A 26,241-nucleotide genomic window follows, 5' to 3' on the forward strand; every position below is an offset into this window, starting at 1 on the left:
GCCGGTGTCCCGAATGACATCATTGGGTACATTTGAGCCATGCCCCTGGACTGTCCAGAACCACCCCTGACGCCCCCCAACCCGCATCGTGTGGTCGCCCTGGTCGCTCCGAAGCAGGAGCTCTACCCGGTCACCTCCGCCTCGGCCGTCTTCGGCTACCACGGCTCGGCCATCCCCCAGCACTACAGCTTCAGCCTGTGCGCCGAGCACCCCGGCTCCCTGCCCACCACCCTCGGCGTCCCCATCCAGGTGGACAGCGGGCTCGAAGCCGTCGACGACGCCAAGACCGTGATCATCGCGGGCTGGAGCTGGGCTCTCGCCCCCTCGCCCGCCGTACTCCGCGCGGTGTCCCAGGCCCACAACCGAGGCGCCCGCATCGTCGCCGTCGGCTCCGGGATCTTCGTCCCCGCCACCCTGGGGCTTCTGGACGGCCGCAGGGCCTCCGTCCACTGGGAGCTCTCCCGCGAACTCGCCGCCCGCCACCCCCGCATCATCCTCGACGACACCATCATCTACGTCGACCACGGCGACGTCGCCACCGCCGGAGCCTCGGCCGCCACCCTCGACCTCTGCCTCCACCAGGTCCTCCAGGAGTACGGCGCCGCCCACGCCATGCGCATCGGCCGTCAGCTCGCCGCGGGCCCGCACCGCGAGGGCTGCCAGCGGCAATACCCTCCCCTGCCGACCACCGGCCCCATGCCGGCTCCCCTGGCTCCCCTGCTCGAATGGCTGCTCTCGCGCCTGCACGACCCGATCACCGTCGAGGACATGGCCGCCTACTCGGGCGTCTCCCCCCGGACCCTCACCCGGCAGTTCGCCGACCAGCTCGGCGTCCCCCCGGCCCGCTGGCTGCTGGAACGCCGCCTGGCCGCCACCCGCGCCCTGCTTGAGGAGACCGACCTGCCCGTCGAGACCATCGCCACCCGCGTCGGCCTCTCCTCGGCGGTCAACCTCCGCCGCCGCTTCCACACCGCCCTGCGAACCACCCCGGCCGCCTACCGCCGTTCCTTCCGCTGACGCCGTACGGCCTGGCCCACATGACGTACTCCGGAGAGGGAGGGGCCGAGTCAGCGTAGGGGGCGGAAGAAGGTCCTGATGTCCTCCGTCAGAAGGTCGGGGGCCTCCATGGCGGCGAAGTGGCCGCCTCTGGAGAACTCCGACCAGTGCACGACGTTGTGCTCGCGTTCCGCGATCCGCCTGACCCCCGCGTCGCCTGGGAAGACCGCCACCCCGTGGGGCAGTGCCGAGTGCTCGGCCGCCGCGCCCCAACTCTTCTGCTCCTCCTTGTAGAGGCGGGCGGCCGAGGCCGCGGTCCCGGTGAACCAGTAGATGCTCACGTCAGTGAGCAACTGGTCGAGGTCCACCGCGTCCTCGGGGAGTTCGTGGGCCGGGTCGGTCCACTCCTTGAACTTCTCCACGATCCACGTCAGCTGCGCCGCGGGTGAGTCGTGCAGCCCGAAGGCGAGGGTCTGCGGCCGGGTCGCCTGGATGATCGCGTAGCCGGCCTGGTCCTGGTTCTGGTACTGGCCGAGGCGGGCGAGTTCCTCCGGGGTGAGGCCCGCGAACTCGGCCGGGTCGCCGGTCGGGAAGCCGAGCGCGCCGTTGACGTGCACGCCGACGACGTTCTCCGGCGCGGTACGGCCCAGCATCGGCGAGATGACCGCGCCGCTGTCGCCGCCCTGCGCGCCGTAGCGCCGGTAGCCGAGCCGGTCCATCAGCTCCGCCCACGCCCGCGCGACACGGCGCAGGTCCCAGCCGGTCTCGGTGGTCGGCCCGGAGAAGCCGAAACCGGGGATGGACGGGGCCACGACGTGGAAGGCGTCGGACCGGGCGCCGCCGTACGACACCGGGTCGGTCAGCGGGCCGATGACCTTCATGAACTCGGCGACCGAGCCCGGCCAGCCGTGCGTGATGATCAGCGGCAGTGCGTCGGGTTCCGCTGAGCGGACGTGCAGGAAGTGGACGTTCTGCCCGTCGATCTCTGTCGTGAACTGCGGAAACGCGTTCAGTCGCGCCTCCGCGGCCCGCCAGTCGAAACCGGTGCGCCAGTAGTCGGCCAGCTTGCGCGCGTAACCGACGGGAACCCCGTAGGACCAGCCCACACCCGGCGGTTCGTCCGGCCAGCGGGTCGCCGCCAGCCGGTCGCGCAGGTCGTCCAGCCGGCTCTGCGGGATGTCGATCCGGAACGGGTGGATTCGCAGGTCGTTGTTCATGTCTCTCACGGTAGAGATGGGTTAGGACAGCTTCGGTCCTAGGATGAACACCGTGTTGGAAACGTCGGCAAGGCTGCTGCGGCTGCTTTCGCTGCTGCAGACCCCGAAGGACTGGTCGGGCACCGAGTTGGCCGTACGGCTCGGCGTCTCGTCCCGCACGATCCGCCGCGACGTCGAACGGCTCCGCGACCTCGGATACGTCGTGCACGCCACCGCGGGCGCCCCCGGCTACCGGCTCGGGGCGGGGGCCGGGCTTCCGCCGCTGCTGCTCGACGACGAGGAGGCGGTCGCGGTCGCCATCGGGCTCGGCACCGCCGCCGTCTCCGGGGTGACGGGCATCGAGGAGACCTCCGTCCGCGCCCTGGCCAAGCTCGAACAGGTTCTTCCCGCCCGGCTCCGGAACCGCGTCGGTGACCTGCGGTCGGTAACGGTCCCGCTGACGGGCCAGACCTCGGCGGTCGACCCGGCCACCCTCACCGCGATCGCCGCCGCCGTCCGCTCCCGGGAGAGCCTGCGGTTCGACTACCGCTCCCACGACGGCACCGAGGATCATCGCGCGGCCGAGCCGTACCGGCTGGTCAACTCGGGGCGCCGGTGGTATCTGGTGGCGTGGGACACCGGCCGGGACGACTGGCGCACGTTCCGCATCGACCGGCTGCGGCTGCGCACCCCGAACGGGCCGCGTTTCACGCCCCGCGAACCGCCCGGCACCGACCTCGTCCAGTACGTCGCGGAACGGATCTCCGTCAATCCGTACCGCTACCGCGGCCGGTTCACCGTACGCGCCCCGGCCGACGTCGTCGCCGCCCGGATGCCCCCGACGATCGCGGTGGTCGAGCCGACCGGTGACGACACGTGTGTCCTCAGCACCGGATCGAACTCCCTGGACGAACTGGCCATGTGGGTCGCGGGGCTCGGTGTCCCCTTCGAGGTGCACGACCCCCCCGAACTCGTCCGGCACATCCACGCCCTCGCCGCCCGCCTCAGTGAGGCGACCCGGTACGGCCCCCGGCCGTCGGCGGTGTCAAAGGATCAAGCAGAATCACCGTTATGAGTCTGAGCCTCGGCGCGACGGGCCGTCCGGCACGACGGCCGGGATATGCCACCGCCTTCTAACGATTCAACGACCGCGCCCTCGCGGGCGACCGACCCTCACACCCCGAGGGATCGTACGGCCCGCATGACGCCCTTTCTGTCGTAGCCGCCGGTGGGGAGGGTGGCGCTGTGGACGTGCCGGATGACGCCGTGGACGTCGACGAGCAGGCTGCCCGACCGCTGCATCGCGCCGAAGACCTTCCTGTCGAGACCGACCATCTCGTGGGGGGTGCCGCCGCGGGCGGTGAGCACGGGGAACGGGACGCGCTGCCTGGCCTTCCAGGTGGCCGCCCGCTCCCTGCTCTCGGGGACCGCGATGAGGACGCGGACGTTCTCCGCCTCCAGGTCGTCGCCGCTCCTGACGAGGTCCTGGACGTTCCTGTTGCAGACGGGGCACGAGGTGGCGCGTACGAAGTAGAGCAGCACGGCGTGCTGACCCCGGTAGTCGGACAGGCGGACGGTGTCGCCCACGGTGTCTTCGAGCACCATCTCCGGGGCGGGCGATCCGGTTTCGAGCATGGTGGAACTTCCCTTCGAACGTTCGGGGGTCTTCAGGAGTCACGGCCTCAGGCTGGTCCGGAGGGCGGTACGGGCTCGGTGCAGGTGGGACTTCATCGCCGGGGTGCTCAGACCGAGCGAGGTGGCGACCGTACGCCCCGGGTAGCCCAGCACGTCCCGCATGATCAGGACCCGGCGCTGGACGTCGGGCAGTTCCTGGATCGCCTGCGCGAGCAGGCCGGCCTCCAGCCGCCGGAGGACCTCCTCCTCGGCGGACGCGGCCAGCCCCGCCCCGACCTCCTCGCCGTGGTGGTCGAGCAGCCGCCGGGCGCGGCGGACGCACTCGTTCCTGACGATCCTGAACATCCAGGAGGCCAGCGCCGCCGAGGCCCGCAACGAGCCGATCTTGCGGAACAGGACGATCAACGCCTCCTGCGCCGCGTCCTCGGCGTCCTGCGGGGACGCGCACAGGTGCTCGGCGAACCGCCGTACATGCGGGTGGGCGCCGTAGACCACCGCGGCGATCGACTCCACGTCACCGCCCTGGGCGGCCTCGATGAGCTGCTCGCTCGCCCAGCCACCGTCCACCTGGAACCCCCTTCCGGAAAAGACCGTCCCCCATAAGAGGCTCCGACGTCCGGAAAGGATTCGCGAAACTGGCGAGATGAATCAACTTCGGGAGATCGTGGGTCTGGTCGGCGACGTGCTTGGCTCCGGGGTCGTCGGCGGTTACCTCCACGGCTCCGCGGTACTCGGCGGCCTCAGACCGGCCAGTGACCTCGACGTTCTCGTCGTCTCCCGGCGGAGCATGGACGACCGGGAGCGTGGCGCGCTCCTCCGGGGGCTGCTCGGCCTCTCGGGTTTCACCGCCGGGCTCCGGCCGGTCGAACTCACCGTCGTCGTCCAGTCAGAGGTCCGCCCGTGGCGTTTCCCGCCGACCGGTGACTTCCTGTACGGCGAGTGGCTGCGTGCGGAGTTCACGACCGGTACGGTTCCCCGGCCGGAGCCGATGCCGGACCTGGCCCTGTTGATCACCATGGTCCTGGCCGGTGACCGCCCGCTGACCGGCCCGCCACCGGGGCGGGTCCTCGACCCCGTCCCCCACGCGGACCTGGTCAGGGCGAGCCTGGCGGGCCTGCCCGGTCTGCTGGAGGAGTTGGAAACCGACACCCGCAACGTCGTGCTGACCCTCGCCCGGGTCTGGAGCACGCTCACCACCGGTGAGATCAGGCCGAAGGACGCCGCCGCGGACTGGGCGCTGCCCCGCCTCCCGCCGTCTCACCGTCCCGTCCTGGAGCACGCCAGGAACCTCTATCTCGGCCACCGGTACTCCGAGGAGACCTGGCCTGAGGACCTGAGAAACCAGGCGGGACCGTACGCGGAAAGGGTGCTCGCCGAGATCGACCGGCTGTCGTCCCGGCCGAATTCACCGTGAGGACCGGGCCGTGCAGAAATCATCAACAACGACTACCGGAGGCGTCAACGACATCCCGATCGCATATCGGCAAAATGATTCTTCGTACGGCATGCGATGTGGGCGAAAAAAGGGAGTGACACGGGTGAGAAAGCGAAGGGTTCTGGCCGCCACGGTGATGGCGGTGTCCACGATGACCACCGTGGTCACCGCGGCACCGGCGCAGGCGAAGGCGATGGACTGGGACAACTGCCCGGAGGGTTATGTATGCCTTTACGGCGACACCTACGGCAGAGGCCGTTACAGCAACGCGCCGGGAACGGACAACGCCAATGTCGGCGCCTTTATCAACGACCTGACGAGTTCCATCTGGAACCGCACCAATGACGCCGTGTGTTTCTACGAGCACACGAACTGGGGCGGCAGGACCCTGATAGGCGTCGGGCCGGGACAATGGGTGGACAACGTCGGGGCCGCCGCCAACGACAAGATCTCCTCATATCGCGGAAATGTGTGGTGCAGCTGGTGACGACGGGCTACGGCCAGCGCACCTCGGGGGTGCGTTCCACGAACCGTGCGTACCGCTCGAACGCCCGCTCGACCTCCGCCCGGTCGCTTCCGTGGAGTGGTGTGAGGGGCTGGACGGTGATCCGCACCTGGCTCTTCACGAGGGTGCGTTTCCAGGTGGCCACGACCCGGCCCGCGCGGACCACGGTGGACTGGAAGACCCCGTTGTTACCGGGGATGATGGCCGCCTTGTGCTCGTCGGCGACCATGAGCGAACGGTCCTTGTAGCCCAGGAGGTATTCGTCGAAGCCCGGCAGCACGAGCACCTCGTCGTCACCGGCCGGGGTGGGGGCCGTGTCGAGGAGCGCGGCGTCGGCATATGTCTCCACCCCGTCGACGGTCACCCTGGCCAGCGCGTCACCGGCCACGGCGATGCCGCGTTTGGCGTCGGCCGCGGTCAGGCCGGTCCAGCCCGCGAAGTCCTGCCTGGTGGTCGGCCCCCGGCCACGGAAGTAACGCAGGGCGACGGTGCCCAGCGCCTCGTCGCGCTCCGGCCGGTGCGGGTCGGGAGCCCACTCGTCGAGCAGCACGAAACTCTGTTCGTTGCCGATGTTGGGGGCGATGCACAGCACGCCCCGCTGGCTGGCGTACCACAGCAGGTGGTAGCCACGCTGACCGGCGGTGTCGATGCCCTTGTCCGCCAGGACGGCCAGGCACTCCGACCGGCTCAGCCGCCCGCCCCCGGCCAGGGCCGAACCCAGCACCTCCATGGCCTGGACGGCGGTCTCCTCCGAGAGGCCGAGTTGCTCGCGCCGCCTCGCCGCGCCGTTCAGCACCCGGACGCCCATCAGCTCGACCATCCAGCGGGCGTCGCGGGGCGGGACGAAGTGGATGGTGCCGCGCATCGGCCATGTGCGCAGCGCCTCACGCCGCTCCAGCGCGGCGGTGACGTCGGTGACGGTGTGTTCGGGCAGCCGCGCGCCGAACGACCACAGCCCGCTGGCCAGGTCTTGAGCCTGCATCGCCCCGAGCCAGGTCACCACCTCGGCCACGGTCGTCGCCCGCCCCGCGCCACCGGACGGCCCGCGGAGCAACAGGCTGGACAGTCGCAGGCCGAGCGCCTGCCGAGGGGTGAGTTCCACCCGATCACCGTAGCCTTCGCCACCGACAATCCCGCCGCCACACCGTCAGCGCGGGACGCGGCCGAGGTAGCGGAGCAGGTCGTCGACGACCGGGGTGGCGGAGGGGCCGCCGGTGGCCTCTACCACGGGGGCGTAGGCCCCCCACTGGCGCAGCGGTTCGACGATCTCCCGCGCGGCGGCGAGAAGGTGGCCCGCGAGCTCGTCGTCGAGCGGGGACGGCCTGCCCGTGGCGATCGCGATGTCCCACGCGTGCACGGCGGCGTCGAGCGCGCACATCACCGCGGCGACCGGGGTGGGCAGCTCACCGTGCGGCAGCGGCGTCGGGACGGTCTCGCTGTCGTCGGGCACCGCCGCCCACGCCGCGCCGGTCCGCTCGACGGCGTCCCTCACCAGCTCCACCGCGGTGCCGTCGACGGCTCCTGAGGGCGAGAAGGGGTCGTAGGCCGGACCGTCTCCGACGCCGAGCGTCTTCGCGTAGGCGAGCTGGTCGCCCGCGGCGTGCTGGATCACCTGGGTGACCGTCCACTCCGAGCACGGGGTGGCGTTGTCCCCCTCGCCGTCCCGCACGCCCGCGACGCTGTTCTCCAGCGCCCGGTACGAGGCGGCCAGCACCTCACGCCAAACCGGCCGCAGGGAGGTGACGGTGACGTTCATGATCTTGCCTTTCGGTCTCTTCCTTGCCTGTGACATCAGACTATGGGCCTATTAGGCTAGTTTTATGCCTAATTACTGCCGGGAGTGAGAGATTGATGGCTTCGACGACGGCCCGGGTGCTGCGCCTGTTGTCCCTGTTGCAGGACCGGTCCCACACGGGCCGTGAACTCGCCGAGCGCCTCGGCGTCGCCGAACGTACGCTGCGACAGGACGTCCAGCGCCTCCGCGAACTCGGCTACCCGGTGCACGCCACGCGCGGGGCGGTGGGCGGATACCGGCTCGGGCAGGGCGCGAAGATGCCTCCGCTGTTGCTCGACGACGACGAGGCGGTGGCCGTCGCGCTGGCCGTCGGCCTCGCCGAGGACGGATCGACCGGGATCGAGGACATCGACGCCAGCCTCACCCGGGCGCTCGCCAAGCTCCAGCAGATCCTTCCGAGACACCTGCAGCGCAAGGTGACCGCCCTGCGCTCCGCCACCGCGGTCGGGCCCGCCACGGTCGGCTCCCGCGAGCCGGACGCCCCGGTGCCCGCCGCCACCCTCACCGTCGTCGCGGCCGCGATCCGTGACGGCGTGACCCTGTTGGTGACCCGAGACGGCACCGAGACCGAGGTGGAGCCCTACCGCCTGATCAGCTGGCGCCGCCGCTGGTTCCTGGTCGCCTACGAGCTCGGTACACACGCCTGGCGGGCGCTGCCCGTCGCCGACCTGATCCGTGTCCGGTCCGCGTCCCGCCACTTCGCCGCCCGCTCCCTGCCCGACGACGACCTCGTCGCCTTCGTCCTGCGCGAGGTCGCGCGGACCGGCTGGAGGGTTCACGCCCGCGTCACCGTCCTGGCCCCCGCCGAGACCGTGATCGCCCGCATCAACCCGGCCGTCGGCATCGTCGAAGCCGTCGACGCCCACACCAGCGTCCTCGTCACCGGTGCCGACGCCCTGGAGACCATCGCCGTCTACCTCAGCATGCTGATGATGGACTTCCGCGTCGACGGGCCGCCCGAACTCGTCGCCCACATCCGCGCCCTCGCCCGCCGCTACACCGAAGCCCTACCGGGCGACGCCGGAGCCTCATAGGCTCTGGTGCCCGTGGCCGACTCCTCCTCATACCTCGACACGACGGCGAGCGCCTACGACGCCGTCGCCGTTCTCTACACCGAGCTCACCAGGAACTACCTCGACCCCCTTCCGCTCGACCGCGCGGTGCTCGCCGTCTTCGCCGAGCTCGTACGGGACGCCGGCCCCGTCGCCGAGCTGGGATGCGGCCCGGGACAGACGTCCGCGCACCTGCGGGACCTGGGGGTGGACGTCTTCGGCGTCGACCTGTCACCCGTGATGATCGACATCGCCCGTGCGACGTATCCGGACATGCGGTTCGAGGTCGGTTCCATGGACGCCCTGGCCCTGGCCGACGACGAGCTGCGGGGCGTCCTGTCGTGGTACTCGATCATCCACGTCCCGCCCAGGGAGGTGCCCGCGTACTTCGCCGAGTTCCGGCGGGTGCTCGCGCCCGGCGGGCACCTGTTGCTCGGCTTCTTCGAGTCGGAGGGCGATCCGGTCACACCGTTCGACCACAAGGTGACGACGGCCTACCGATGGCCGATCGACGACCTCGCGAAACTGGCCGCCGACGCCGGATTCCTCGAAATAGGCCGAATGCTCCGCGAACCCCTCGAAGGCGAACGATTCCGCCGAGGCCACCTATTGATGCACTAGTCACCACAGAAAAAGACTTAAGGCCATATTTCGGGATTCGAGTCATGAGGTGCCGACTCAGCCCAGGGTCGTTTCCAACGCCACGATCGAGATATGCCCGGCGCGGACACGGTTCTCATCGGGCCGGAACCGTATCCGCGAACTCTAGGGGCGCAGCACGGCCTCGGCGCCGCCGTCGGCGTAGAGGATCTGCCCGGTCATGAACGCGTTGCCGGGGCTCACCGTCCAGGCGAGCAGCGAGGCGACGGCCTCGACAGGGCCGGGGAACCCCAGTGGCTGCGGCATCAGGGCCTCTATCAGCTCCCGGGCGGCCGGGTCGTCGATGACGAACCTCCTGGCGGTCTCGGTGTCCACGACGCCTGGGGCGACGGCGTTGAGCGGGATACCGGCGCCCGCCCAGTCGGGACCGACCGCGGCGCGGCGCAACCACCGGTTGAGCGCCAGCTTGCTCGACGTGTAGACGGTCTGGCCGTTCCCGGCCTCGACGATCTTGGCCGCTTCCTCGGCCGCGGCCTCCTCGTCCAGCGACAGGCAGGCCTCGACCAGGCCCTCGTCCGCCGCGACGATGGCGCCCAGCGAGGAGACGACGACGGCGCGGGGCCGCTCCGAGCGGGCCAGGAGCGGCCGGACCGCGTCGAGTGTGGCGAGGGTGCCGAAGAAGTTCACCCGTACGGGGGCCGGGCTCAGGCCACCGACCCCGGCCACGGCCACCAGGCCGTGCACGGTGCCACCGGAGGCGGCGGCGACACCTTCGGCCAGCCGCTCCCGGCCTTCCCGCGTGCTCAGGTCGGCGAGCACGTCGGCGTCGCTCAGGTCACAGCGGATCACCCGGTCGCCCCCTGCGGCGAGAAGGTCGGCCGTGACGGCGCCGATACCGGAGGCGGCGCCTGTGACTACGTAGGTACGCGGTTCGTTCTTCACGCGATCACGGTAAACACATATTCACGTTGTCGGAGCAACTAGAACGGCCGAGGTTCCATTGCCGCCTTCGTGGAACCGGGAACCCCGTCCAGTCGCGGCCATCGCGAAAAGGGCTCGCGCCGCTTATTCAAAAACCACACCCGGGAGGCCGGGCGCCTCGACCAAGGGAACGACATGGGCGATCACCCGGGAAAGACGGAACCCCGGGCCAGGCCTTTCGAGATACCGGCCGACCCTCATCCCGGCAGCGACTCCTGACATCGACGGGCTCCGCCCCCTGAGAAACGCCGAAGCCCCTGCCAGGAAGGCAGGGGCCTCGGTGCGGAAGGATCAGCGGAGGATGAGGGCCATCGCTTCCGCGCGGGTCTTGTCACTGCTGCGGAAGTCGCCGCGGACCGCCGAGGTGATCGTCTTCGCCCCGGGCTTGCGGACACCGCGCATGGTCATGCACAGGTGCTCGCACTCGATGACGACGATGACGCCCCTGGGCTCCAGCACGTTCATGAGCGCGTCGGCGATCTGGGAGGTCATCCGCTCCTGCACCTGGGGGCGCCGGGCGTAGACGTCGATGAGGCGGGCGAGCTTGGACAGGCCGGTGACCTGCCCCTTCTCGTTGGGGATGTAGCCGATGTGGGCGACACCGTGGAACGGGACCAGGTGGTGCTCGCAGGTCGAGTAGACCTCGATGTCCCTGACGAGCACCATCTCGTCGTGGTCGACGTCGAAGACCGTGGTCAGGACGTCCTCGGGGGTCTGCCCGAGCCCGGCGAACTGCTCCGCGTAGGCTCGCGCGACCCGTGCCGGGGTGTCCCGGAGGCCGTCACGGTCGGGGTCCTCTCCGATGGCGTAGAGGATCTCGCGGACGGCCTTCTCCAGCCTTTCGGAGTCGACCTTGAGGGGATTGACGCTCACACTCAGTTCCCGTCCCTGGGGACCACAGAGTCGGTGTGCCCGGCGCCCGCGGGGAGCGCTCCGTTACCCGACTGCTCCTTCGGAGTCAGGATAGGCGGCCGGTTGGAGGGCAGCCGCTTGCCGTACCCCGAATAGGAGGGGCGCTTCTCCTTGACCACGACGGGCGCGAAGATCTGCAGCACCTGCTCGCGGGAGAGGGTCTCCTTCTCCATGAGTTCGAGCACCAGGTTGTCGAGCACGTCACGGTACTCGACGAGGATCTCCCACGCCTGGTCGTGCGCGGACTCGATGAGGCGGCGGACCTCCTCGTCGATCGCGGAGGCGATCTTCTCGGAGTAGTCGCGCTCGTGACCCATCTCACGTCCGAGGAAGACCTCGGCGTTGCCCGCGCCGAACTTACGGGCGCCGAGCTGCTCGCTCATGCCGTACTCGGTGACCATGCGGCGGGCGATGGAGGTGGCCTTCTCGATGTCGTTGGAGGCGCCGGTGGTGGGCTCGTGGAAGACGAGCTCCTCAGCCGTGCGGCCACCGAGCAGCATCGCGAGCTGGTCCATCATCTCGGAGCGGGTCGCCAGGAACTTGTCCTCCATGGGCAGCGTCATCGTGTAACCGAGGGCGCGTCCACGGGACAGGATCGTGATCTTGTGGACCGGGTCGGAGTTGGGCAGCGCGTGCGCGACCAGGGCGTGTCCACCCTCGTGGTACGCGATGATCTTCTTCTCCTGGTCCGACATGACGCGCGACTTGCGCTCGGGACCGGCCATCACGCGGTCGATGGACTCCTCAAGGGTCTCCATCGTGATGAGCTTCTGGTCGGCGCGGGCGGTGAGCAGCGCGGCCTCGTTGATCACGTTGGCCAGGTCGGCACCGGTGAAGCCGGGCGTCCGGCGGGCGATGACGTCGAGGTCGACGCCCTCGGCGAACGGCTTGCCCCTGCCGTGCACCTTGAGGATGCCCTTGCGGCCCTCAAGGTCGGGGCGGTCGACGGTGACCTGGCGGTCGAAACGCCCGGGGCGCAGCAGCGCCGGGTCGAGGATGTCGGGCCGGTTGGTCGCGGCGATCAGGATGACGCCGCCCTTGACGTCGAAGCCGTCCATCTCGACGAGCAGCTGGTTCAGCGTCTGCTCGCGCTCGTCGTGACCGCCGCCGAGACCGGCGCCACGGTGACGACCGACCGCGTCGATCTCGTCGATGAAGATGATGGCCGGTGCGTTCGCCTTGGCCTGCTCGAACAGGTCGCGCACCCGGGAGGCGCCGACACCGACGAACATCTCGACGAAGTCGGAACCGGAGATCGAGTAGAACGGGACCCCGGCCTCACCGGCGACCGCCCTGGCGAGCAGGGTCTTACCGGTTCCGGGCGGGCCGTAAAGCAGGACGCCCTTGGGGATCTTGGCGCCGATGGCCTGGAACTTGGCGGGGGCCTGGAGGAACTCCTTGATCTCCTGGAGCTCCTCGATGGCCTCGTCCGCGCCCGCGACGTCGGCGAAGGTGGTCTTGGGGGTGTCCTTGGTGATGAGCTTGGCCTTCGACTTGCCGAAGTTCATCACCCGGGAGCCGCCGCCCTGCATCTGGTTCATGATGAACAGGAAGAACAGCACGACGAAGACGATCGGCAGGAAGCTCATCAGCAGGCCGAGAAGGAAGTTGTCCCTCGGCACGTCGACGGTGTAGCCCTTGGCGAGCTTCTTGGCCTTCTCTGCGGCCTGGAGCTGGTCTGCGAGCTGGACACCCTGGCCGGTCACCCACGAGGAGTAGTAGCGCTTACCGTCGGTCAGAGTGACCTCGATGCGCTGGTCCTTGTCGACGATCTTCGCATTGGAGACCTTGCCCTCGTCGATCCAGCTGACGATCTGTGAGGTGTCGGCCTTGTCGATGCTGCCGTCGCTGTTCCACATCGTGGTGACGAGCAGGAGCAGCACGACGATGCCCAGGATCCACAGCAGTGGCCCACGTGTAAATCGCTTGAGATCCATCCGATGCGGAACCCCGGCGGGCCCGTCCCTTCCTGACCATGGCCTGGCAACCCCGGACGGAGCCCGGGGCTCGCGGTCTCCCTAACCGCTCCAACTGACGACCAAGAGTTGGCGGGCGAAGCCGCCCTCTTGATCGTCCGAAGGTACACCGGTGTGCCGCACGGAGTAACCGCCCGGACAGCACCGGCTTTGCCCTACCAACGTACGTCAGGTGGGCGTGTGTTCCCCTCCCCTATGGCGAATGTCGTACGCATGAGGGGCAGACTTCGCCCAGGGCGTACTTTTTCAGCTGGCCCCATACACATGGGGCGCGAGGGTTCCAATGAAGGGAAGATTGCGGTATCGCTCTGCGTAGTCGAGGCCGTAACCGATCACGAACTCGTTCGGAATGTCGAATCCGATGTATTTCACGTCGAGCGGCACCTTGACCGCGTCCGGCTTGCGCAGAGCCGCGCAGATCTCCACCGAGGCGGGGTTCCGGGACTTCAGGTTGTGCACCAGCCACGAAAGGGTCAGGCCGGAGTCGATGATGTCCTCGACGACCAGCACGTGCCGTCCGGCGATGTCGGTGTCCAGGTCCTTGAGAACCCGGACCACGCCCGAGGTCTTGGTGCCGGCGCCGTAGGAGGAGACCGCCATCCAGTCCATCTGGACCGGCAGGTGCAGTGCTCTCGCCAGGTCGGCCATGACCATGACCGCGCCCTTGAGCACGCCCACGATCAGCAGTTCCCCTCCCGCGTAGTCCTCGTCGATGCGGCCCGCCAGCTCCTTGATCTTTGCCTGGAGCTCTTCTTCGGTGATGAGGACCCTTTCGAGGTCCTTGCCCATGTCGGCTGCGTCCACCTGGGATTTTTCCTTACGAGATGGGGCTTGCTGGGTGTCTGGCGAACACCAGGGTGCCATACCGGCGCACCACCCCAATCCCTCCGGGGACCTCTACGCGGCGCTGCCCCCGCCACGCGGTGACCAGGCGGTCCACCTGGAGGACGTGGGCGGCGGCGAGCGTCCCCGGCGGCGATCCGGCCTCGATCGCCGCCCTGCGCAGCACCCGGCGCCGCACCGCGGAGGGCAGATCCACCACCTCCCGTACGGCCAGCACCACCGCCCCGGGTCCGTCCGCGATATCGCTAAGAGCTGAATCGCCCGCGCCCCGGGCGACCGCCTCCGCATACGCCCGTCCGGCCCAGCCGTCAAGGGCGTCGGCGTCGTCCCGGCACAGGTCGGCGGTCCTGGCGAGCGCCTCGGCGACGCCGGGCCCCAGTTCGTCCTCAAGGGCGGGCAGCAGCCGGGTCCTGACCCTGACCCGGGTGTAGCGGGGATCGCGGTTGTGCGGGTCCTCCCAGGGGCTCAGCCCCATCCCCGCGCAGGCGGCCGCGGTCGTCCGCCTGCCCAGCCCGAGCAGCGGCCTCAGGTACAGCCCCGCCCGTGCGGGCATCCCGGCAAGTGAGCGGGTGCCGCTCCCCCTGGCCAGGCCGAGCAGGACGGTCTCCGCCTGGTCGTCCCTGGTGTGCCCGAGGAGCACGGCCGTCGCCCCGAGTCGCTCCGCGGCCTCGGACAGCGCGGTGTATCTCGCCTGCCTGGCCGCCGCCTCCGGCCCCCCTTCCGTCCCGACGCGGACGCGCACCGCCTCCGCCGGGTCGAGGCACAGCGAGGGGGCGAGCCGTACGAGGTCGCGGGCGCGGTCACCGGAGCCGGGCTGCAGGTCGTGGTCGACGGTGAGCAGTCCGGCGCGCAGCCCCGCGCGAGGGGCGACGAAGCCGGTCGCCGCGGCCAGCGCCAGGGAGTCGGCGCCGCCGCTGCACGCGACCAGCACGAGAGATCCCGGCGCCATGCCGTCCAGCGCGAGCCGTACGGCCCGGCGGACGTCGGCGACGGCGGGAGGCGGACCCATGCCCGCCATTGTCCGCCCTGTGACGCCTCTCCGACGCCAGGCCGGGCCCGCGTCCGGGAACGACCCCGGGCAGGGCCCGGGAAGGGCCTGTCAGGCCGCCGGGCCCTCCTCCGGGGCGACGGCGGTGCCGTTGACGTCGGGCAGGGCCCGGGTGCCGACGACCCTGGCGATCCAGCGGCCGGGGTCGCCGATCTCGTCCTGGGTCGGAAGCGTCTGCGGGGAGGTCCAGATCTTGTTGAAGTCGTCCATCCCGACCCGCTCGACGACCGTGCGGACGAAGGTCGAGCCCTCGGCGTACTGCTTCATCTTGAGGTCGACGCCGAGCAGCTTGCGGACCGTGCGGTCGAGCCGGGAGCCGCCCTCGCGGCGGTGCTGGAACTTGGCGCGGATGTCTGCGACGGTCGGCACGACGGCGGGGCCGACCGCGTCCATCACGTAGTCGCCGTGCCCCTCGACCAGGGTCATCACCGCGGTGAGCCGGTCGAGGATCTCCTTCTGCTCGGGGGTCTGGATCGCGTCGATCAGATTGCCCTCGCCGCCCCTGACGGCGTCGGCGACCGCGTCGGCCGCCGAGCGGAGCCGGTCGAGGAGCGTGCTCAGGTCCATGTCGGAGGCGAGCAGGAAGTCCGTCATCTGGGAACGGACGTACTCCCTGAGCCACGGCACACCGGTGAACTGCACCCGGTGGGTCTCCTCGTGCAGGCAGACCCACAGCCGGAAGTCACGCGGGTTGACGTCGAGCTCCTGCTCGGCGTGGACGATGTTGGGCGCGACCAGCGTCAGACGGCCCGCGGGCTGCCTGCCCGAGGGGTCGGGGGGCAGGAACAGCTCGTACTGCCCCAGGACGCGGGAGGCCAGGAAGGCCAGCACCGCGCCGACCTCGACCCCGGTGATGCGGGCGCCGACCGCGGTCACGATCGCGGGCGTCTGCTCCTTGCGGGCGGCCATCCGCTGGGTCAGCGGTTCGAGCACCACCCGGAAGCCCTCGACGTTGGCCTTGATCCAGCCCGGCCGGTCGACGACGGTCGCGGCCACGGGCGCGGTCTCGGTGTCGATCCGGGTGAACTCGCGGACGTGTCCCTCGGCGATTCGGGAGAGTTGCCGCAGCTCGGCGACCGCCCTGCGAGCCTCCTCTCGGCTCACTTGCGGCCCGGGGCGCACCAGGCGCGTTCCGGTCGCGACGGCAAGGTCCCAGTCGATCACCTGCATACCGTCCACCGTACGTGGTATCCGTACCGGCCGCGCGGTCAGTGTGGTCAATCAGCCTGCGGCGACGATGGCGGCGAGCCTGTCGAGGGCCGCCTCCGCCTTGCCCCAGCCGGGCGGGACCTTGTCGGCCATGAAGGCGAAGGTCACCAGGCGCCCGCCGCGTGTCACGGTCGTCCCGGCCAGCGCGTTGACCCCGTCCAGGGTGCCGGTCTTGGCGCGGATGAGGCCGTGGACCGAGTCGTCCTTGACGAAGCGGTGCCCCAGCGTGCCGGTGAATCCGGCGACGGGCATGCCGCTGATCACCGAGTGCAGGTGGGGGTTGGCCGGGGAGGTGGCCACGGCGACGAGCCTGGCCAGGGCGGCCGGGGCGATGCGGTTCTTCGGGGACAGACCGCAGCCGTCGAAGACCCGCACCCCCTGAGCCAGCTTCAGCCTGCCGAGCACCCCGAGCACGGCCTGCGCCGCTCCCTCGAAGGAGGCGGGCCTGCCCTCCTTGATGGCCACCTGCCTGGCGAGGGCCTCGGTGAGGTCGTTGTCGCTGAGCGTCAGGGCCCGTTCGACCAGGGCGTAGACCGGAGCCGAGTCGACCCTGGCGATCTCCTGGGACTCCTTGGCCGCCCTGACCCTGGCCCTGGCGACCTTGACGGCCTTCACGCCGTACTTCGACAGCAGCGAGACGAACGTGGTGTAGGCCGTACGGGAGGGGTCGGAGACCCGCTGGTGGCTGCCCGGCGCGACCTTGCCCTCGTCGATCGCGAGCGCCGTCACGGGGGCGACGCTGCCCTCGGGCACGTAGCCGGGCTTCCAGGTCGGGGCGGTTCTCGGGCCGGTGTAGAGGCCGTCGTCGTAGGTGACGTTCACCGTGGTGATCCCGGTCGCCTTGAGCGCCCTGGCCGTACGCATGGCCAGGGCGGCCAGCGAGGCGGGCTGGGGGTAGACACCGGAGGTCTTCCTGGCGCTCAACGTGGGATCGCCCCCGCCGACCAGGGTGATCGACTTCGACGTCGGGCCGCGCACCACACGGGTGCTGATCGTGGCGTCGGGCCCCAGGGAGGCCAGCGCCGCGACGGAGGTCGCGACCTTGGTCGTCGAGGCGGGGGTCACGCCCGTCTCGGCTCCGCTGCCGAAGAGCAGGGCGCCCGTCTCGACGTCGACGACCGCGGCGCCGACGCTGTCGCCCAGTGCGGGGTCCCCCAGCGCCTCGGTGAGCTTCGCCGCCAAAGTACCCTTGGCAGGGAGAGGTCCGTTCCCCCGCGCGGCCAGCACCGGACCCGCGGTGATGACCGGGACGGGTGGAGGCGGCTCTGCCGAAGCGACCGGTTTGGGCGCCTTCTCACTCAGCTCGTCGCTGGTGAGCAGGTGAGCGCCGGCCGCGACGACGAACAGTTGCAGCAAGACGAGAGTGACCAAGGCCACCCCCCGCTCGCGCCGCATTATGTCGCCGACCTCTCATCATTCGATACTTCTACGAGACATTAACGCCCATCCGGGGGTGCCCGGGGGCTTGAGCGGAGGAACACGCGGTGGAGTTCGACGTTCTCGTTGAGATTCCCAAGGGGCAACGGAACAAGTACGAGGTGGACCACGAGTCCGGCCGCATCAGGCTCGACCGGATGCTGTTCACCTCCACGCAGTACCCCGCCGACTACGGCTTCATCGAGGACACCCTCGGCGAGGACGGAGACCCCCTCGACGCTCTGGTGCTGCTTCAGGAGCCGACCTTCCCGGGGTGCCTGATCAAGTGCCGCGCGGTCGGGATGTTCCGCATGACGGACGAGAAGGGCGGTGACGACAAGGTGCTGTGCGTCCCGGCGACCGACCCGAGGATGGAGCACATCCGCGACATTCACCACGTCCCCGAGTTCGACCGCCTGGAGATCCAGCACTTCTTCGAGGTCTACAAGGACCTGGAGCCCGGCAAGTCCGTCGAGGGCGCCAACTGGGTCGGCCGTGTCGAGGCCGAGGAGGAGATCGCGCGGTCGATCAAGCGCGCCGAGGAGGCCGGCCACCAGCACTGATCCGCCGCTTGTCCGACGCTGCGGAGCCACGCCCTCAGGCGGGGCGGGTCGCGCCGATGAGGTCCTTGCGCCACATCGGCGCGACCCGGACCACGTCCCCGGTCTGCGGGGCGTGCACCATCATGCCGTTTCCGATGTAGATGCCCACGTGCCGGATGTCGGCGGGTCTCCGGGTACCGCGGCCGAAGAAGAGCAGGTCCCCACGCTGCAACTGGTCGTACGGCACGTGCCTGCCCGCGGTCCACTGGGTGCCCGTCCAGTGGTCCATCTTGACCCCGACCCTGGCCCAGGCCTGCATGGTCAGCCCCGAGCAGTCGTAGCCGGACGGTCCCGCGCTCGCCCACACGTAGGGCTTGTCGATCTGGGTCAGCGCCCAGTCCGCGGCGATGTTCCCGCGTGTCTGCTCCGTGAGCACGGCGACCTGGGTCGTCTGGACCGGCTGAACGGCCTGGACCGGCTGGGTCGTCTGGGCTTTCTGGGCTTCCTGGGCCGCCGCGCGTGCCCTGGAGCGCCCCCTGGCCGCCCTTCGCCTCTTCCTGGCCGCCTCCCGCTCGGCGACCAGCCGCTGCGCGGTGGTCAGCGCCGTCTCGGCCTCCGTCCTGAGCCGGGCGCGTTCCAGGCTGAACCTGCGCACCTCGGCCGCCTGCCCGATCACGTCAGGGCCGAATCCGGAGACGGTCGACCCGCTCTCGCCGTCGAGGCCGACGTTCCGCGCCTGGGCCAGGATCTCGTCCTCGTCCGTCTCAAGGTCCGGCCTCACGGACGTTCCCGCGGAAGCGTCAGGGGCGGCGGGGCCGTCAGGGGCGTCGGGGACGGCCGAGGGGGCGGGGGTCGGCCCTCCCGCGCGTTCCAGGGCGACCAGTTCTTCCAGGCGCCGCCTGGCCTCGTCCAGCCTGGCCGTGGCGTCGTTCAACTGTTTACTTCGCTCGACGGCCTCGGAGCGCGCCTCGGCGACCTCGTCGGCCGTGGGGCCGGTGCGGGTCTGTGACCAGGCCGTGGCTCCTGAACCGGCTTCCACGCCCGCGACCAGGCAGCATGCCAGTCCGGAGACCACCGCGACGACGTGACAACGCCTTCCGCGTACGGAGTGCATATTTCACCTCTCCCATAACGCCAACGAATCAGCGCATATCGCTATGTGTCACTGCATGACAGCTCGCTTGACTCCAGATTCCCCATAGTCACTCTTCGCACACATGTAACACACATAACGTGATCGGTGCTGTTCGGCGGGATTTCTTCTCGGGCGCATCCGGCGCGGGAAATGCCGGGAACAACACCCGAAGAAGGACCTTTCACCGGCGGATTCCCCGGTTCTCACCCGGCCCCCATTGCCCTCACATTCCCCGAAATTTCCCCCGCCTTTTACAAACACCAAAAAATCGGGAAAGTTCACGTCGAACGGCAGGCGCAAAAAAGGGCGCCGGGTCTATGGAAGACCCGGCGCCCCACCAAAAAGGTGAAACACACTAAATGCCCGAAAGGCCCGACGTTACGGCCTGGCGTCCCCCGCGGCCATTCCCTGCCTGCCCCTGTCCTTGGCGAAGGCGGCCGTCGTCGGCTTGACCGTGTGCACCGGCACGCTGCCGCCCAGCGCGAGCTGCTCGTAGGGACGGCTGCTCGACCCCCAGGTGTGCGCCTCGACCTCGGCCTTCGCGATCTGCTTGGTGTTCGGGACGCTCTCGATGTGCATGACGAAACGCCGTGTGCCGTCCGAGCGGACGTCGTCGACGAACGCGCTCCCACCGCCGAGCAGTTTGCCGTCCTTGTCCCGAAGCAGCGCGGTGACCTCCAGGCTGCCCGCGGGCAGCCGGTACGGCGTGCCGACGTAGCCGACGACCACGTAGCCGTTCTCCCTGCGCACGGTCATCACGTCGGTGACCGGGAACGGCTGGAAGGCCGAGACGATCCGTCCGGCGAGCCGCCACTCGGCGGGCCGGTAGTCGATGTCGACCCGGGTCGGCTGCTCGGTGGCGACCACCTCACCGCTGAACGGCAACAGCCCTGCGGGCGGCACGGCGTCCAGGGGCTGCTGCAGCCGGATGATCTCCTTGCCCGCGGCGTCCTTGGCGATCACCGTGGCCACCACGTTCTCCCCGAAATGCCAGGGATTGCTGTTGGCGAGCACGCCGGCCCAGTTCACCACGTACCCCCCGTCCTTCTTGACGACGGACGAGACCTGCTCCTTGACCGTGAGCGGCTTGAGCGGAGCCGCCCCCCGCTGTTCGGGGCCGGTGGAGCATCCGGCCAGAAGCAGCAGGGCGATGGCGCCGACGATTCGGGTACTGTGCGTCACATAGCCGTGATAACCCGTGGTTATTCGGGCTCACACCGGACACGCACGCCTCGGGGGAATTCTTTAACTGAGATTCCCTATGCCGGATTATTTGTACAGAATCCCCAAAGGCATGTTTCAGCGCTTCCTGACCACCCGGGTCTCGTCCCAGACGGGCTCCGACGACTCGTAGACCCTGCCGTCTGAGCCGAAGACCAGATAGCGGTCGAAGTCCTCGGCGAACCACCGGTCGTGGGTGACCGAGAGCACGGTCCCGTCGAAGGCGTTGAGCCCCTCCTGGAGCGCCTCGGCACTGGCCAGGTCGAGGTTGTCGGTCGGCTCGTCGAGCAGCAGCAGGGTGGTCCCGGACAGTTCGAGCAGCAGGATCTGCAGCCTGGCCTGCTGTCCGCCGGACAGCGTCTCGAACCGCTGGTCGCCCACGTCACCGGCCAGCTCGTAGCGCGAAAGAGCCTTCATGGCCTCGTTGCGCAGCTTCGCGTGCTCGGTCATGACGATCTCGCAGGGCGTCTTGCCGAGCAGTTCGGGGCGGGCGTGGGTCTGCGCGAAGTGACCGGGCACGACCCGGGCGCCGAGCCTGGACACCCCGGTGTGCCGGATCTCCTCCCCGGCCAGCAGGCGCAGGAAGTGCGACTTGCCCGAGCCGTTCGAGCCGAGCACCGCGACCCGCTCGCCGTACCAGACCTCCAGGTCGAACGGCTTCATCAGGCCGGTCAGTTCGAGGCTCTCGCAGATCACCGCGCGTTTGGCGGTACGGCCGCCGCGCAGGCGCATGCTGATGTTCTGGTCCCTCGGCGCGACCTCGGGCGGCCCGGCCTCCTCGAACCTGCGCAGCCGCGTCTGGGCTGAGTGGTAGGCGGCGGCCATGGTGTCCATGTACTTCGCCTTCTGGCCGAGCATGACGACCAGGCGCTTGAGCTTGGCGTGCTCCTCGTCCCAGCGGCGCCGCAGCTCACCGAGGCGCTCGTTGCGGTCCTTCCTGGCCTGGGCGTAGGTGGCGAAACCGCCACCGTGAATCCAGATGTTTCCGGACTCGACGGTGACGATGCGGTCGGCGGCGTTGGCCAGGAGCTGCCGGTCGTGGCTGACCAGCAGGACCGTCTTGGGCGTCTCGCGCAGAGCCTGTTCCAGCCAGATCTTGCCCGGCACGTCGAGGTAGTTGTCCGGCTCGTCCAGCAGCAGCGTCTGGTCGGGCCCACGCAGCAGCGCCTCAAGAACCAGCCGCTTCTGCTCACCGCCCGAGAGCGTGTTGACCTCGCGATACTTGCACCGGTCGTACGGCACGCCGAGCGCGGCCATGGTGCAGGTGTCCCAGAGCACCTCGATGTCGTAGCCGCCGGCGTCCCCGTAGTCGGAGATGGCCTGCGCGTAGCGCATCTGGGCCTTCTCGTCCTCGCGCTCCATCATCACCAGTTCGGCGGCCTCAAGCTTCTCCGCGGCCTGCCGTACGCCCAGGGGGGAGACGCCGAGGAGCAGGTCGTGCACGGTGCGCCCGTCGCGGATGCTGCCGATGAACTGGCGCATCACCCCCAGGCCGCCCGAGTTGGCGACGCTGCCCTCGACGGGCTGGAGGTCGCCGGAGATCAGGCGCATCAACGTCGTCTTGCCCGCCCCGTTGGGGCCGACGAGCGCGGCCTTGACCCCCTCGCCGACACGGAACGACACGTCGTCGAGCAACGGCCGTCCGTCCGGGAGAACATAGGTCAGATGGCCAACCTCAACGTGCCCCACGCAAAACCCCTCCTCAGGTCCTCGCGCAGGGTATCCGCCGATGTGAGAGGTTCGCACATCATTAATCCGCCGGGCACGGCGGCGCCCGGCGGCGGTCAACCGGCTCCAGCGCCGCTCTCACGGCCGGGGCAAGCCCCCTTGGGTCAAAACCGGTCCGGCTTTCCGTGACCCTTTAGGCCGAGCCGTCCCAGGGCGTCGACGAAGTCCGTTCTGTCGTGCTCCGGCCAGTCGCGCATCGCCGGCCCCCCTCCCCGAGGAACCGCGCGAGCGCGGCTGGTCGCACGGCGACGATCGACGTGCTGGGCCGGATGTCCGCCAACCTCGAGGGTCAGTAACCGGTGCTGAAGCGCTCCCTGACGAAGGAGCCGTTCTCCAGCACGTCGATCAGGGCCGCGGCATAGTCGGGAACGGTGATGCGGGTGGCGATGCCGTCGACCGGGGTGTCGCCGCCCCTCACCTGGTAGACACCGGTCCGCTCGCCGTCGACCAGGTAGGCCGGGGGCGGGCTGCCGTAGGACCAGTCGAGCGCGTCGCCCTCGGCCCGCAGCAGATCGAGCGCCTTCGCCTGGGACGTGGCCTCCTCCAGATACTCCTTGGGGAAGTCGGGGCCGTCGACGAAGCGCTGTCCCGGGGCGGCCTCAAGGCTGCCGCCGCCACCCACGACCAGCACCCGCGTCACGCCGGCACCGGGCAGCACGTCGATCAGGTTCCGTACGGCCCCCGGCACGTCCCCCTTCACGGCGAGGATCACGGCGTCGTAGCCGGAAAGCTTCTCGGCGACAGAAGCGGGGTCGAGCACGTCGATCACGACGCCGTTCTCCAGCCCGGAGACGTTCCTGGCCAGGCCGACGGCCTCGTGGCCACGGTCACCGGCCTCCTTCAGTACGGCCGAGCCGATGTGGCCGGTCGCCCCGACGACTGCGATCTTCATCCGTTGTCCTTTCCGACACGCTCAAGGAAGTCGGCGATAAGAGGGGTTGTTCAGGGAAGCCGTGCGGCGGGAGCAGCGTTGGAGCGTGGGCGGGGCCGGCCTCACGGTAGAAGACCCATACCCCGTCCACGTCGACGAACCGGTGGGCGCTGTTCATCACATGCCCCTTTGGTTCGAAGACACATTAGTTATAGCGCTCAACTATCTAATGCGTCAAAGAAACAAAGTGGCATTAGATCCATGGACCTCCCGCTGACCGGCGAGCCCCTCGCCCTCGACCCGATCAACACCAAGGGCGACCACCGCTCGGCGCTGCTGTCGCCGCCACTCGGGCCGGGAGCCCCAGGCGTAGGATCACCGGCATGCCCGAGGTGATCGTCCGGCCGTCCGCACGGATCTTCCTGGTCGACGACCGCGACCGCGTCCTGCTCTTTCACGGACCCGGCATGGGGAAGGACTCCAGTCACGCCTGGTTCACCCCCGGCGGGGGTATCGCGGACGGTGAGACCGTGCGGCAGGCCGCGGCCCGCGAACTGTTCGAGGAGACCGGGCGGCGGGCCTCACCCGAGGACTTCGGCCCCGTCGTGGCCACCAGCTCAGGGCACTGGACCCACAAGGACGGCAGGCTGTTCCTCTCCCAGGACTGCTTCTTCTTCCTGCGGACGAGCAGGGGCGAGATCGACGAATCCGGCATGGAGGACCTCGAACGCTCGATGATCGACGGAGCCCGCTGGTGGTCGCTGCCCGAGCTGCGCGCGAACCGGGAGCGGGTCATTCCCCTCGGCCTGGCCGACCTGCTGGAGGAACTCCTCGCCGGCGCCGTACCCGCCGAGCCCGTCGTCTTCCCCTGGCACCATCCGGAGCCTCCCGGCCTTCATCCGGAGACCGCCGATGTCACGTGACCTGACCGCCGACGACCTGGAACTGATCGAGCACGCGCGCCGGATCGTCGAGCGTGGCGGCGACGGCTCCGTGCACACCGTTGGCTCAGCCGTACGCGACCGGGACGGCCGGGTGCACGGCGGGATCAACCTCTACCACTTCACCGGCGGGCCGTGCGCGGAGCTGGTGGCGCTCGGGCAGGCCGCCGCCCTGGGGGTGCGGGAGCTGACCACGATCGTCGCCGTGGGCGACGAGGGACGCGGCCCGATCGCGCCGTGTGGCCGGTGCCGTCAGATCCTGGCCGACTACCACCCGGGCATCCGGGTCCTGCTGCCCACCGGGGACGGGGTCAGGAGCGTACGGATCACCGACCTGATCCCGTTGAACGGCCGGTGGGACATGCGCACCGGCACCCGGCCGTTCACCGGCGCACCGGGTGCGACGGGCTCGACGGGCTCGACGGGCTCGACGGGCTCGACGGGTGAAAGCTGACATACCCGGCCATTACAGTGTTGGTCCTTGTCGGGTGATCGCCTCGGGGGGACGTCAGATGGAAGCCAAGGGGCAGTCAGCCGAGATCATGGTCGCCGAGGCCCGCAAGGCCTTCTGGACGATGGTCGGCTTCCTGGCCCTCATCTGGGCGCTCCAGATCGTCAACTGGATCTCCGGCTACTCCCTCAGCTACCACTACGGCATACGCGGCTGGACCCCCTCCACCCTGCCCGGCATCGCGACGTCGCCGTTCCTGCACTGGAGCTGGGAGCACATCGAGGCCAACTCGGGACCGCTGTTCGTCTTCGGCTTCCTGTCCGCCTACCGGGGAGTCGTCAGGTTCCTCGGCGTGACCGGCCTCATCATCCTGGTCAGCGGCCTTGGCGCCTGGCTGACCGCCAGCTCGATGAGTGTCGGCGCGGGCGCGAGCGGCGTCGTCTTCGGCTACTTCGGCTACGTGCTGGTGCGCGGCGCCTTCGACCGGCACCTGATCGACATCGTGGTCGGCATCGTCATGGCGCTGTGCTTCGCCTACCAGTTCACCGGACTGCTGCCCCAGGAGGGCGTCGGCTGGCAGGCCCACGCGTTCGGCTTCCTGGCCGGTCTGCTCGGCGGCTGGCTGTTCCGAAACCGTACCCACGCCGCCGCCTCCACCTCCGCCTCCGCCTCCGCCTCCAAGGCGGGCCCGGCCGCCAGGCCCTCCTCCCCCGAGGACTCCCGAGCCGCCCTGCTGAAGGAACTGGACGACCTCGGCCTCTGAGCCACTCCGCCGGGCGTCGTGCGCGTCGTGGCGCAAGCCCCCGCCGGCCCGCGCGGGTTCCGCATCGTCACGAAGACCAGGGGTCACTCACCCGGGCCGTCGACCCGTCGGCCGGTCATTCGGTCACCTCGATCTCCCCCGTCTTCCAGAAGCGCCGCAGCGGGCCGCAGCAGTACCACACCAGGAAGCCGGCCGCCGCGCACATGAGACCAGCCGTCGGCACGTCGCCGCTGAGAAGCGTGACAATCCCACCGATGGTCAGACCCAGCGTTATCGGCACCAGGAGAAGGAGACCAAGCACGACCCAGAATCGCCGCATGCCGCGCACGGTGCCGTTGGTCGCGGACTTCACCGCCTCCCAGACTTCTCCGTGATCCGTTCGCGCGGAGAGACTGTCCGGGGAGACGGAAAGGGGCGCGGGGTTCCCGGGCGGCCCCTGCGGCGACGGGGGATTCGCCGGCGCCTGGAGCGTGGAGCCAGGGAGATTGGGCGGGGCCGGCCGGGCGGTGGCCCGCGCCTGTGGAGAGCCGGTCTTTCCCAGAAGGGCCTGGAAGCCCTTCCAGGTGAAGGACGCGGCGCCGAACCACAGCACGAGCTTTCCGAACAGGTCCAGCCACCAGAACCAGCCCGCCAGAGCACATACTCCGGCCAGTCCAAAAAGCGCAAGGCCGATATAAACCCGCTCCTTCTGCACGCCGCACCCCTCAAGAGAGTCAGGACTTTCCTGTTGAGACGAACGGCGGCCGCTCATTGTTCTGGAAGAGCGGGCGATGACCGACGGCGTTTTCGAGAGCCGATCGTGAAGCCGTCCCGCAACCGGGCAGAACCAGGAAACGACACGACGACCCTTTTCACCATCTGATCTCACGGATGAGCGGCGGGCGCTGATCGAATCCCCGCTCCTGACGCGCACCGGACGGCCGCGGAAAGGAACGTCCGCGCCGGGGCGTCGTGGATGCGATCTCGTACGCGGCGCGGACCGGTCGCGCC

The 26,241-nt window shown here is 69.6% G+C and carries 28 protein-coding genes; 11 read left to right on the plus strand and 17 right to left on the minus strand.

All coding sequences use genetic code 11. The features are described 5' to 3' along the window. Positions 1 to 39 precede the first annotated feature (39 nt). Complete coding sequence (locus ACFYY8_RS28890; protein ID WP_390046233.1) at positions 40 to 1,017, plus strand: GlxA family transcriptional regulator; 978 nt, start codon at positions 40 to 42, stop codon at positions 1,015 to 1,017. A gap of 50 nt (positions 1,018 to 1,067) precedes the next feature. On the opposite strand, the gene ACFYY8_RS28895 is transcribed toward ACFYY8_RS28890, so the two are convergent. Then, entirely contained in the window at positions 1,068 to 2,213 is a 1,146-nt protein-coding gene (locus tag ACFYY8_RS28895) for an epoxide hydrolase family protein (RefSeq protein ID WP_390046235.1), read from the minus strand. A 52-nt stretch (positions 2,214 to 2,265) separates the two neighbouring features. Between ACFYY8_RS28895 and ACFYY8_RS28900 the strand changes: the two genes are divergently transcribed. Then, positions 2,266 to 3,267, plus strand: coding sequence for a helix-turn-helix transcriptional regulator (locus ACFYY8_RS28900; protein ID WP_390046237.1), 1,002 nt, complete (start codon positions 2,266 to 2,268; stop codon positions 3,265 to 3,267). A 98-nt stretch (positions 3,268 to 3,365) separates the two neighbouring features. On the opposite strand, the gene ACFYY8_RS28905 is transcribed toward ACFYY8_RS28900, so the two are convergent. Further along, the gene (locus tag ACFYY8_RS28905; protein WP_390046239.1) at positions 3,366 to 3,827 is read right to left on the minus strand and encodes a peroxiredoxin family protein; all 462 of its coding nucleotides are present in this window, start codon (positions 3,825 to 3,827) and stop codon (positions 3,366 to 3,368) included. A 39-nt stretch (positions 3,828 to 3,866) separates the two neighbouring features. Then, positions 3,867 to 4,394: an RNA polymerase sigma factor gene (locus ACFYY8_RS28910; RefSeq protein ID WP_352014773.1), complete on the minus strand. Its 528-nt coding sequence runs from the start codon at positions 4,392 to 4,394 to the stop codon at positions 3,867 to 3,869. A 76-nt stretch (positions 4,395 to 4,470) separates the two neighbouring features. Here ACFYY8_RS28910 and ACFYY8_RS28915 point away from each other — a divergent pair, with 76 nt between their 5' ends. Both ACFYY8_RS28915 and ACFYY8_RS28920 read left to right on the plus strand, forming a co-directional pair. Beyond that, complete coding sequence (locus ACFYY8_RS28915) at positions 4,471 to 5,241, plus strand: aminoglycoside adenylyltransferase family protein (RefSeq protein WP_390046242.1); 771 nt, start codon at positions 4,471 to 4,473, stop codon at positions 5,239 to 5,241. Positions 5,242 to 5,365: 124 nt separating this feature from the next. Further along, positions 5,366 to 5,749, plus strand: a complete 384-nt coding sequence (locus ACFYY8_RS28920; RefSeq protein WP_390046243.1) for a peptidase inhibitor family I36 protein — start codon at positions 5,366 to 5,368, stop codon at positions 5,747 to 5,749. Between the two features lie 7 nt (positions 5,750 to 5,756). Here the strand turns inward: ACFYY8_RS28920 and ACFYY8_RS28925 are convergent, their stop codons facing one another. Then, entirely contained in the window at positions 5,757 to 6,869 is a 1,113-nt protein-coding gene (locus ACFYY8_RS28925) for a winged helix DNA-binding domain-containing protein (protein ID WP_390046245.1), read from the minus strand. A 45-nt stretch (positions 6,870 to 6,914) separates the two neighbouring features. Then, positions 6,915 to 7,523, minus strand: a complete 609-nt coding sequence (locus ACFYY8_RS28930) for a TIGR03086 family metal-binding protein (protein ID WP_390046247.1) — start codon at positions 7,521 to 7,523, stop codon at positions 6,915 to 6,917. 95 nt (positions 7,524 to 7,618) lie between these two features. On the opposite strand from ACFYY8_RS28930, the gene ACFYY8_RS28935 reads away from it, so the two are divergent. Further along, positions 7,619 to 8,596 (plus strand): helix-turn-helix transcriptional regulator, encoded by a 978-nt coding sequence (locus ACFYY8_RS28935; RefSeq protein WP_390046249.1) that lies wholly within the window; start codon positions 7,619 to 7,621, stop codon positions 8,594 to 8,596. Positions 8,597 to 8,608: 12 nt separating this feature from the next. After that, complete coding sequence (locus ACFYY8_RS28940) at positions 8,609 to 9,235, plus strand: class I SAM-dependent methyltransferase (protein ID WP_390046251.1); 627 nt, start codon at positions 8,609 to 8,611, stop codon at positions 9,233 to 9,235. A 144-nt stretch (positions 9,236 to 9,379) separates the two neighbouring features. Here the strand turns inward: ACFYY8_RS28940 and ACFYY8_RS28945 are convergent, their stop codons facing one another. The 7 genes from ACFYY8_RS28945 to dacB all read right to left on the minus strand — a co-directional run bounded on the left by ACFYY8_RS28945 (position 9,380) and on the right by dacB (position 17,560). After that, positions 9,380 to 10,156, minus strand: coding sequence for an SDR family oxidoreductase (locus ACFYY8_RS28945; protein WP_390046255.1), 777 nt, complete (start codon positions 10,154 to 10,156; stop codon positions 9,380 to 9,382). Between the two features lie 330 nt (positions 10,157 to 10,486). After that, the gene (folE, locus tag ACFYY8_RS28950; protein ID WP_390046257.1) at positions 10,487 to 11,068 is read right to left on the minus strand and encodes a GTP cyclohydrolase I FolE; all 582 of its coding nucleotides are present in this window, start codon (positions 11,066 to 11,068) and stop codon (positions 10,487 to 10,489) included. A gap of 2 nt (positions 11,069 to 11,070) precedes the next feature. Next, the gene (ftsH, locus tag ACFYY8_RS28955; RefSeq protein WP_390046259.1) at positions 11,071 to 13,044 is read right to left on the minus strand and encodes an ATP-dependent zinc metalloprotease FtsH; all 1,974 of its coding nucleotides are present in this window, start codon (positions 13,042 to 13,044) and stop codon (positions 11,071 to 11,073) included. Positions 13,045 to 13,329: 285 nt separating this feature from the next. Continuing rightward, positions 13,330 to 13,887 carry a hypoxanthine phosphoribosyltransferase gene (gene hpt / locus ACFYY8_RS28960; protein ID WP_390046261.1) on the minus strand — a complete coding sequence of 186 codons (558 nt, stop codon included), beginning with the start codon at positions 13,885 to 13,887 and terminating at the stop codon, positions 13,330 to 13,332. 13 nt (positions 13,888 to 13,900) lie between these two features. Further along, the gene (gene tilS, locus ACFYY8_RS28965) at positions 13,901 to 14,935 is read right to left on the minus strand and encodes a tRNA lysidine(34) synthetase TilS (protein WP_390046263.1); all 1,035 of its coding nucleotides are present in this window, start codon (positions 14,933 to 14,935) and stop codon (positions 13,901 to 13,903) included. 90 nt (positions 14,936 to 15,025) lie between these two features. Continuing rightward, positions 15,026 to 16,144, minus strand: coding sequence for a zinc-dependent metalloprotease (locus ACFYY8_RS28970; RefSeq protein WP_390046265.1), 1,119 nt, complete (start codon positions 16,142 to 16,144; stop codon positions 15,026 to 15,028). A 51-nt stretch (positions 16,145 to 16,195) separates the two neighbouring features. Beyond that, positions 16,196 to 17,560 (minus strand): D-alanyl-D-alanine carboxypeptidase/D-alanyl-D-alanine-endopeptidase, encoded by a 1,365-nt coding sequence (dacB, locus tag ACFYY8_RS28975; RefSeq protein WP_390046267.1) that lies wholly within the window; start codon positions 17,558 to 17,560, stop codon positions 16,196 to 16,198. Between the two features lie 107 nt (positions 17,561 to 17,667). Between dacB and ACFYY8_RS28980 the strand changes: the two genes are divergently transcribed. Then, positions 17,668 to 18,162, plus strand: coding sequence for an inorganic diphosphatase (locus ACFYY8_RS28980; RefSeq protein WP_352014786.1), 495 nt, complete (start codon positions 17,668 to 17,670; stop codon positions 18,160 to 18,162). A gap of 34 nt (positions 18,163 to 18,196) precedes the next feature. On the opposite strand, the gene ACFYY8_RS28985 is transcribed toward ACFYY8_RS28980, so the two are convergent. From ACFYY8_RS28985 to ACFYY8_RS29000, 4 genes are all read right to left on the minus strand, one after another. After that, positions 18,197 to 19,255: an NlpC/P60 family protein gene (locus ACFYY8_RS28985; protein WP_390046269.1), complete on the minus strand. Its 1,059-nt coding sequence runs from the start codon at positions 19,253 to 19,255 to the stop codon at positions 18,197 to 18,199. Positions 19,256 to 19,654: 399 nt separating this feature from the next. Continuing rightward, positions 19,655 to 20,458: a hypothetical protein gene (locus tag ACFYY8_RS28990; protein WP_390046271.1), complete on the minus strand. Its 804-nt coding sequence runs from the start codon at positions 20,456 to 20,458 to the stop codon at positions 19,655 to 19,657. A gap of 117 nt (positions 20,459 to 20,575) precedes the next feature. Then, entirely contained in the window at positions 20,576 to 22,186 is a 1,611-nt protein-coding gene (locus tag ACFYY8_RS28995; protein WP_390046273.1) for an ABC-F family ATP-binding cassette domain-containing protein, read from the minus strand. A 328-nt stretch (positions 22,187 to 22,514) separates the two neighbouring features. Then, positions 22,515 to 23,117 (minus strand): NAD(P)-dependent oxidoreductase, encoded by a 603-nt coding sequence (locus tag ACFYY8_RS29000; protein WP_390046276.1) that lies wholly within the window; start codon positions 23,115 to 23,117, stop codon positions 22,515 to 22,517. A gap of 240 nt (positions 23,118 to 23,357) precedes the next feature. Between ACFYY8_RS29000 and ACFYY8_RS29005 the strand changes: the two genes are divergently transcribed. Genes ACFYY8_RS29005 through ACFYY8_RS29020 form a run of 4 tightly spaced genes read left to right on the plus strand, consistent with a single transcriptional unit; the run spans position 23,358 to position 25,251 of the window. After that, a complete protein-coding gene (locus tag ACFYY8_RS29005) occupies positions 23,358 to 23,492 on the plus strand; it encodes a hypothetical protein (RefSeq protein WP_390046278.1) in 135 nt (44 codons plus the stop codon). After that, complete coding sequence (locus ACFYY8_RS29010; RefSeq protein ID WP_390046281.1) at positions 23,480 to 24,019, plus strand: NUDIX hydrolase; 540 nt, start codon at positions 23,480 to 23,482, stop codon at positions 24,017 to 24,019. The genes ACFYY8_RS29005 and ACFYY8_RS29010 overlap by 13 nt, the downstream gene beginning before the upstream one ends. Continuing rightward, positions 24,009 to 24,491, plus strand: a complete 483-nt coding sequence (locus ACFYY8_RS29015) for a cytidine deaminase family protein (protein WP_390046284.1) — start codon at positions 24,009 to 24,011, stop codon at positions 24,489 to 24,491. Before ACFYY8_RS29010 ends, ACFYY8_RS29015 begins: the two co-directional genes overlap by 11 nt. A 58-nt stretch (positions 24,492 to 24,549) precedes the next feature. Further along, entirely contained in the window at positions 24,550 to 25,251 is a 702-nt protein-coding gene (locus ACFYY8_RS29020; protein ID WP_390046286.1) for a rhomboid family intramembrane serine protease, read from the plus strand. 115 nt (positions 25,252 to 25,366) lie between these two features. Here ACFYY8_RS29020 and ACFYY8_RS29025 read toward each other — a convergent pair whose 3' ends face one another. After that, the gene (locus ACFYY8_RS29025) at positions 25,367 to 25,945 is read right to left on the minus strand and encodes a hypothetical protein (RefSeq protein WP_390046288.1); all 579 of its coding nucleotides are present in this window, start codon (positions 25,943 to 25,945) and stop codon (positions 25,367 to 25,369) included. Positions 25,946 to 26,241 lie beyond the last annotated feature (296 nt).

The sequence above is a fragment of the Streptosporangium sp. NPDC001559 genome, assembly GCF_042893955.1.
Lineage (GTDB): Bacteria > Actinomycetota > Actinomycetes > Streptosporangiales > Streptosporangiaceae > Streptosporangium.

Excerpts from the sequence above, each read along its gene's own strand:
- ACFYY8_RS29005 (WP_390046278.1), top strand. The coding sequence starts at position 23,358 with ATGGACCTCCCGCTGACCGGCGAGCCCCTCGCCCTCGACCCGATCAAC.
- ACFYY8_RS29020 (WP_390046286.1), top strand. The coding sequence starts at position 24,550 with ATGGAAGCCAAGGGGCAGTCAGCCGAGATCATGGTCGCCGAGGCCCGC.
- ACFYY8_RS29010 (WP_390046281.1), top strand. The coding sequence starts at position 23,480 with ATGCCCGAGGTGATCGTCCGGCCGTCCGCACGGATCTTCCTGGTCGAC.
- ACFYY8_RS29000 (WP_390046276.1), bottom strand. The coding sequence starts at position 23,117 with ATGAAGATCGCAGTCGTCGGGGCGACCGGCCACATCGGCTCGGCCGTA.
- ACFYY8_RS28985 (WP_390046269.1), bottom strand. The coding sequence starts at position 19,255 with ATGCACTCCGTACGCGGAAGGCGTTGTCACGTCGTCGCGGTGGTCTCC.
- ACFYY8_RS28970 (WP_390046265.1), bottom strand. The coding sequence starts at position 16,144 with ATGCAGGTGATCGACTGGGACCTTGCCGTCGCGACCGGAACGCGCCTG.
- ACFYY8_RS28915 (WP_390046242.1), top strand. The coding sequence starts at position 4,471 with ATGAATCAACTTCGGGAGATCGTGGGTCTGGTCGGCGACGTGCTTGGC.
- ACFYY8_RS29015 (WP_390046284.1), top strand. The coding sequence starts at position 24,009 with ATGTCACGTGACCTGACCGCCGACGACCTGGAACTGATCGAGCACGCG.
- ACFYY8_RS28935 (WP_390046249.1), top strand. The coding sequence starts at position 7,619 with ATGGCTTCGACGACGGCCCGGGTGCTGCGCCTGTTGTCCCTGTTGCAG.
- tilS (WP_390046263.1), bottom strand. The coding sequence starts at position 14,935 with ATGGGTCCGCCTCCCGCCGTCGCCGACGTCCGCCGGGCCGTACGGCTC.
- ACFYY8_RS28895 (WP_390046235.1), bottom strand. The coding sequence starts at position 2,213 with ATGAACAACGACCTGCGAATCCACCCGTTCCGGATCGACATCCCGCAG.
- ACFYY8_RS28890 (WP_390046233.1), top strand. The coding sequence starts at position 40 with ATGCCCCTGGACTGTCCAGAACCACCCCTGACGCCCCCCAACCCGCAT.
- ftsH (WP_390046259.1), bottom strand. The coding sequence starts at position 13,044 with ATGGATCTCAAGCGATTTACACGTGGGCCACTGCTGTGGATCCTGGGC.
- ACFYY8_RS28930 (WP_390046247.1), bottom strand. The coding sequence starts at position 7,523 with ATGAACGTCACCGTCACCTCCCTGCGGCCGGTTTGGCGTGAGGTGCTG.
- ACFYY8_RS28905 (WP_390046239.1), bottom strand. The coding sequence starts at position 3,827 with ATGCTCGAAACCGGATCGCCCGCCCCGGAGATGGTGCTCGAAGACACC.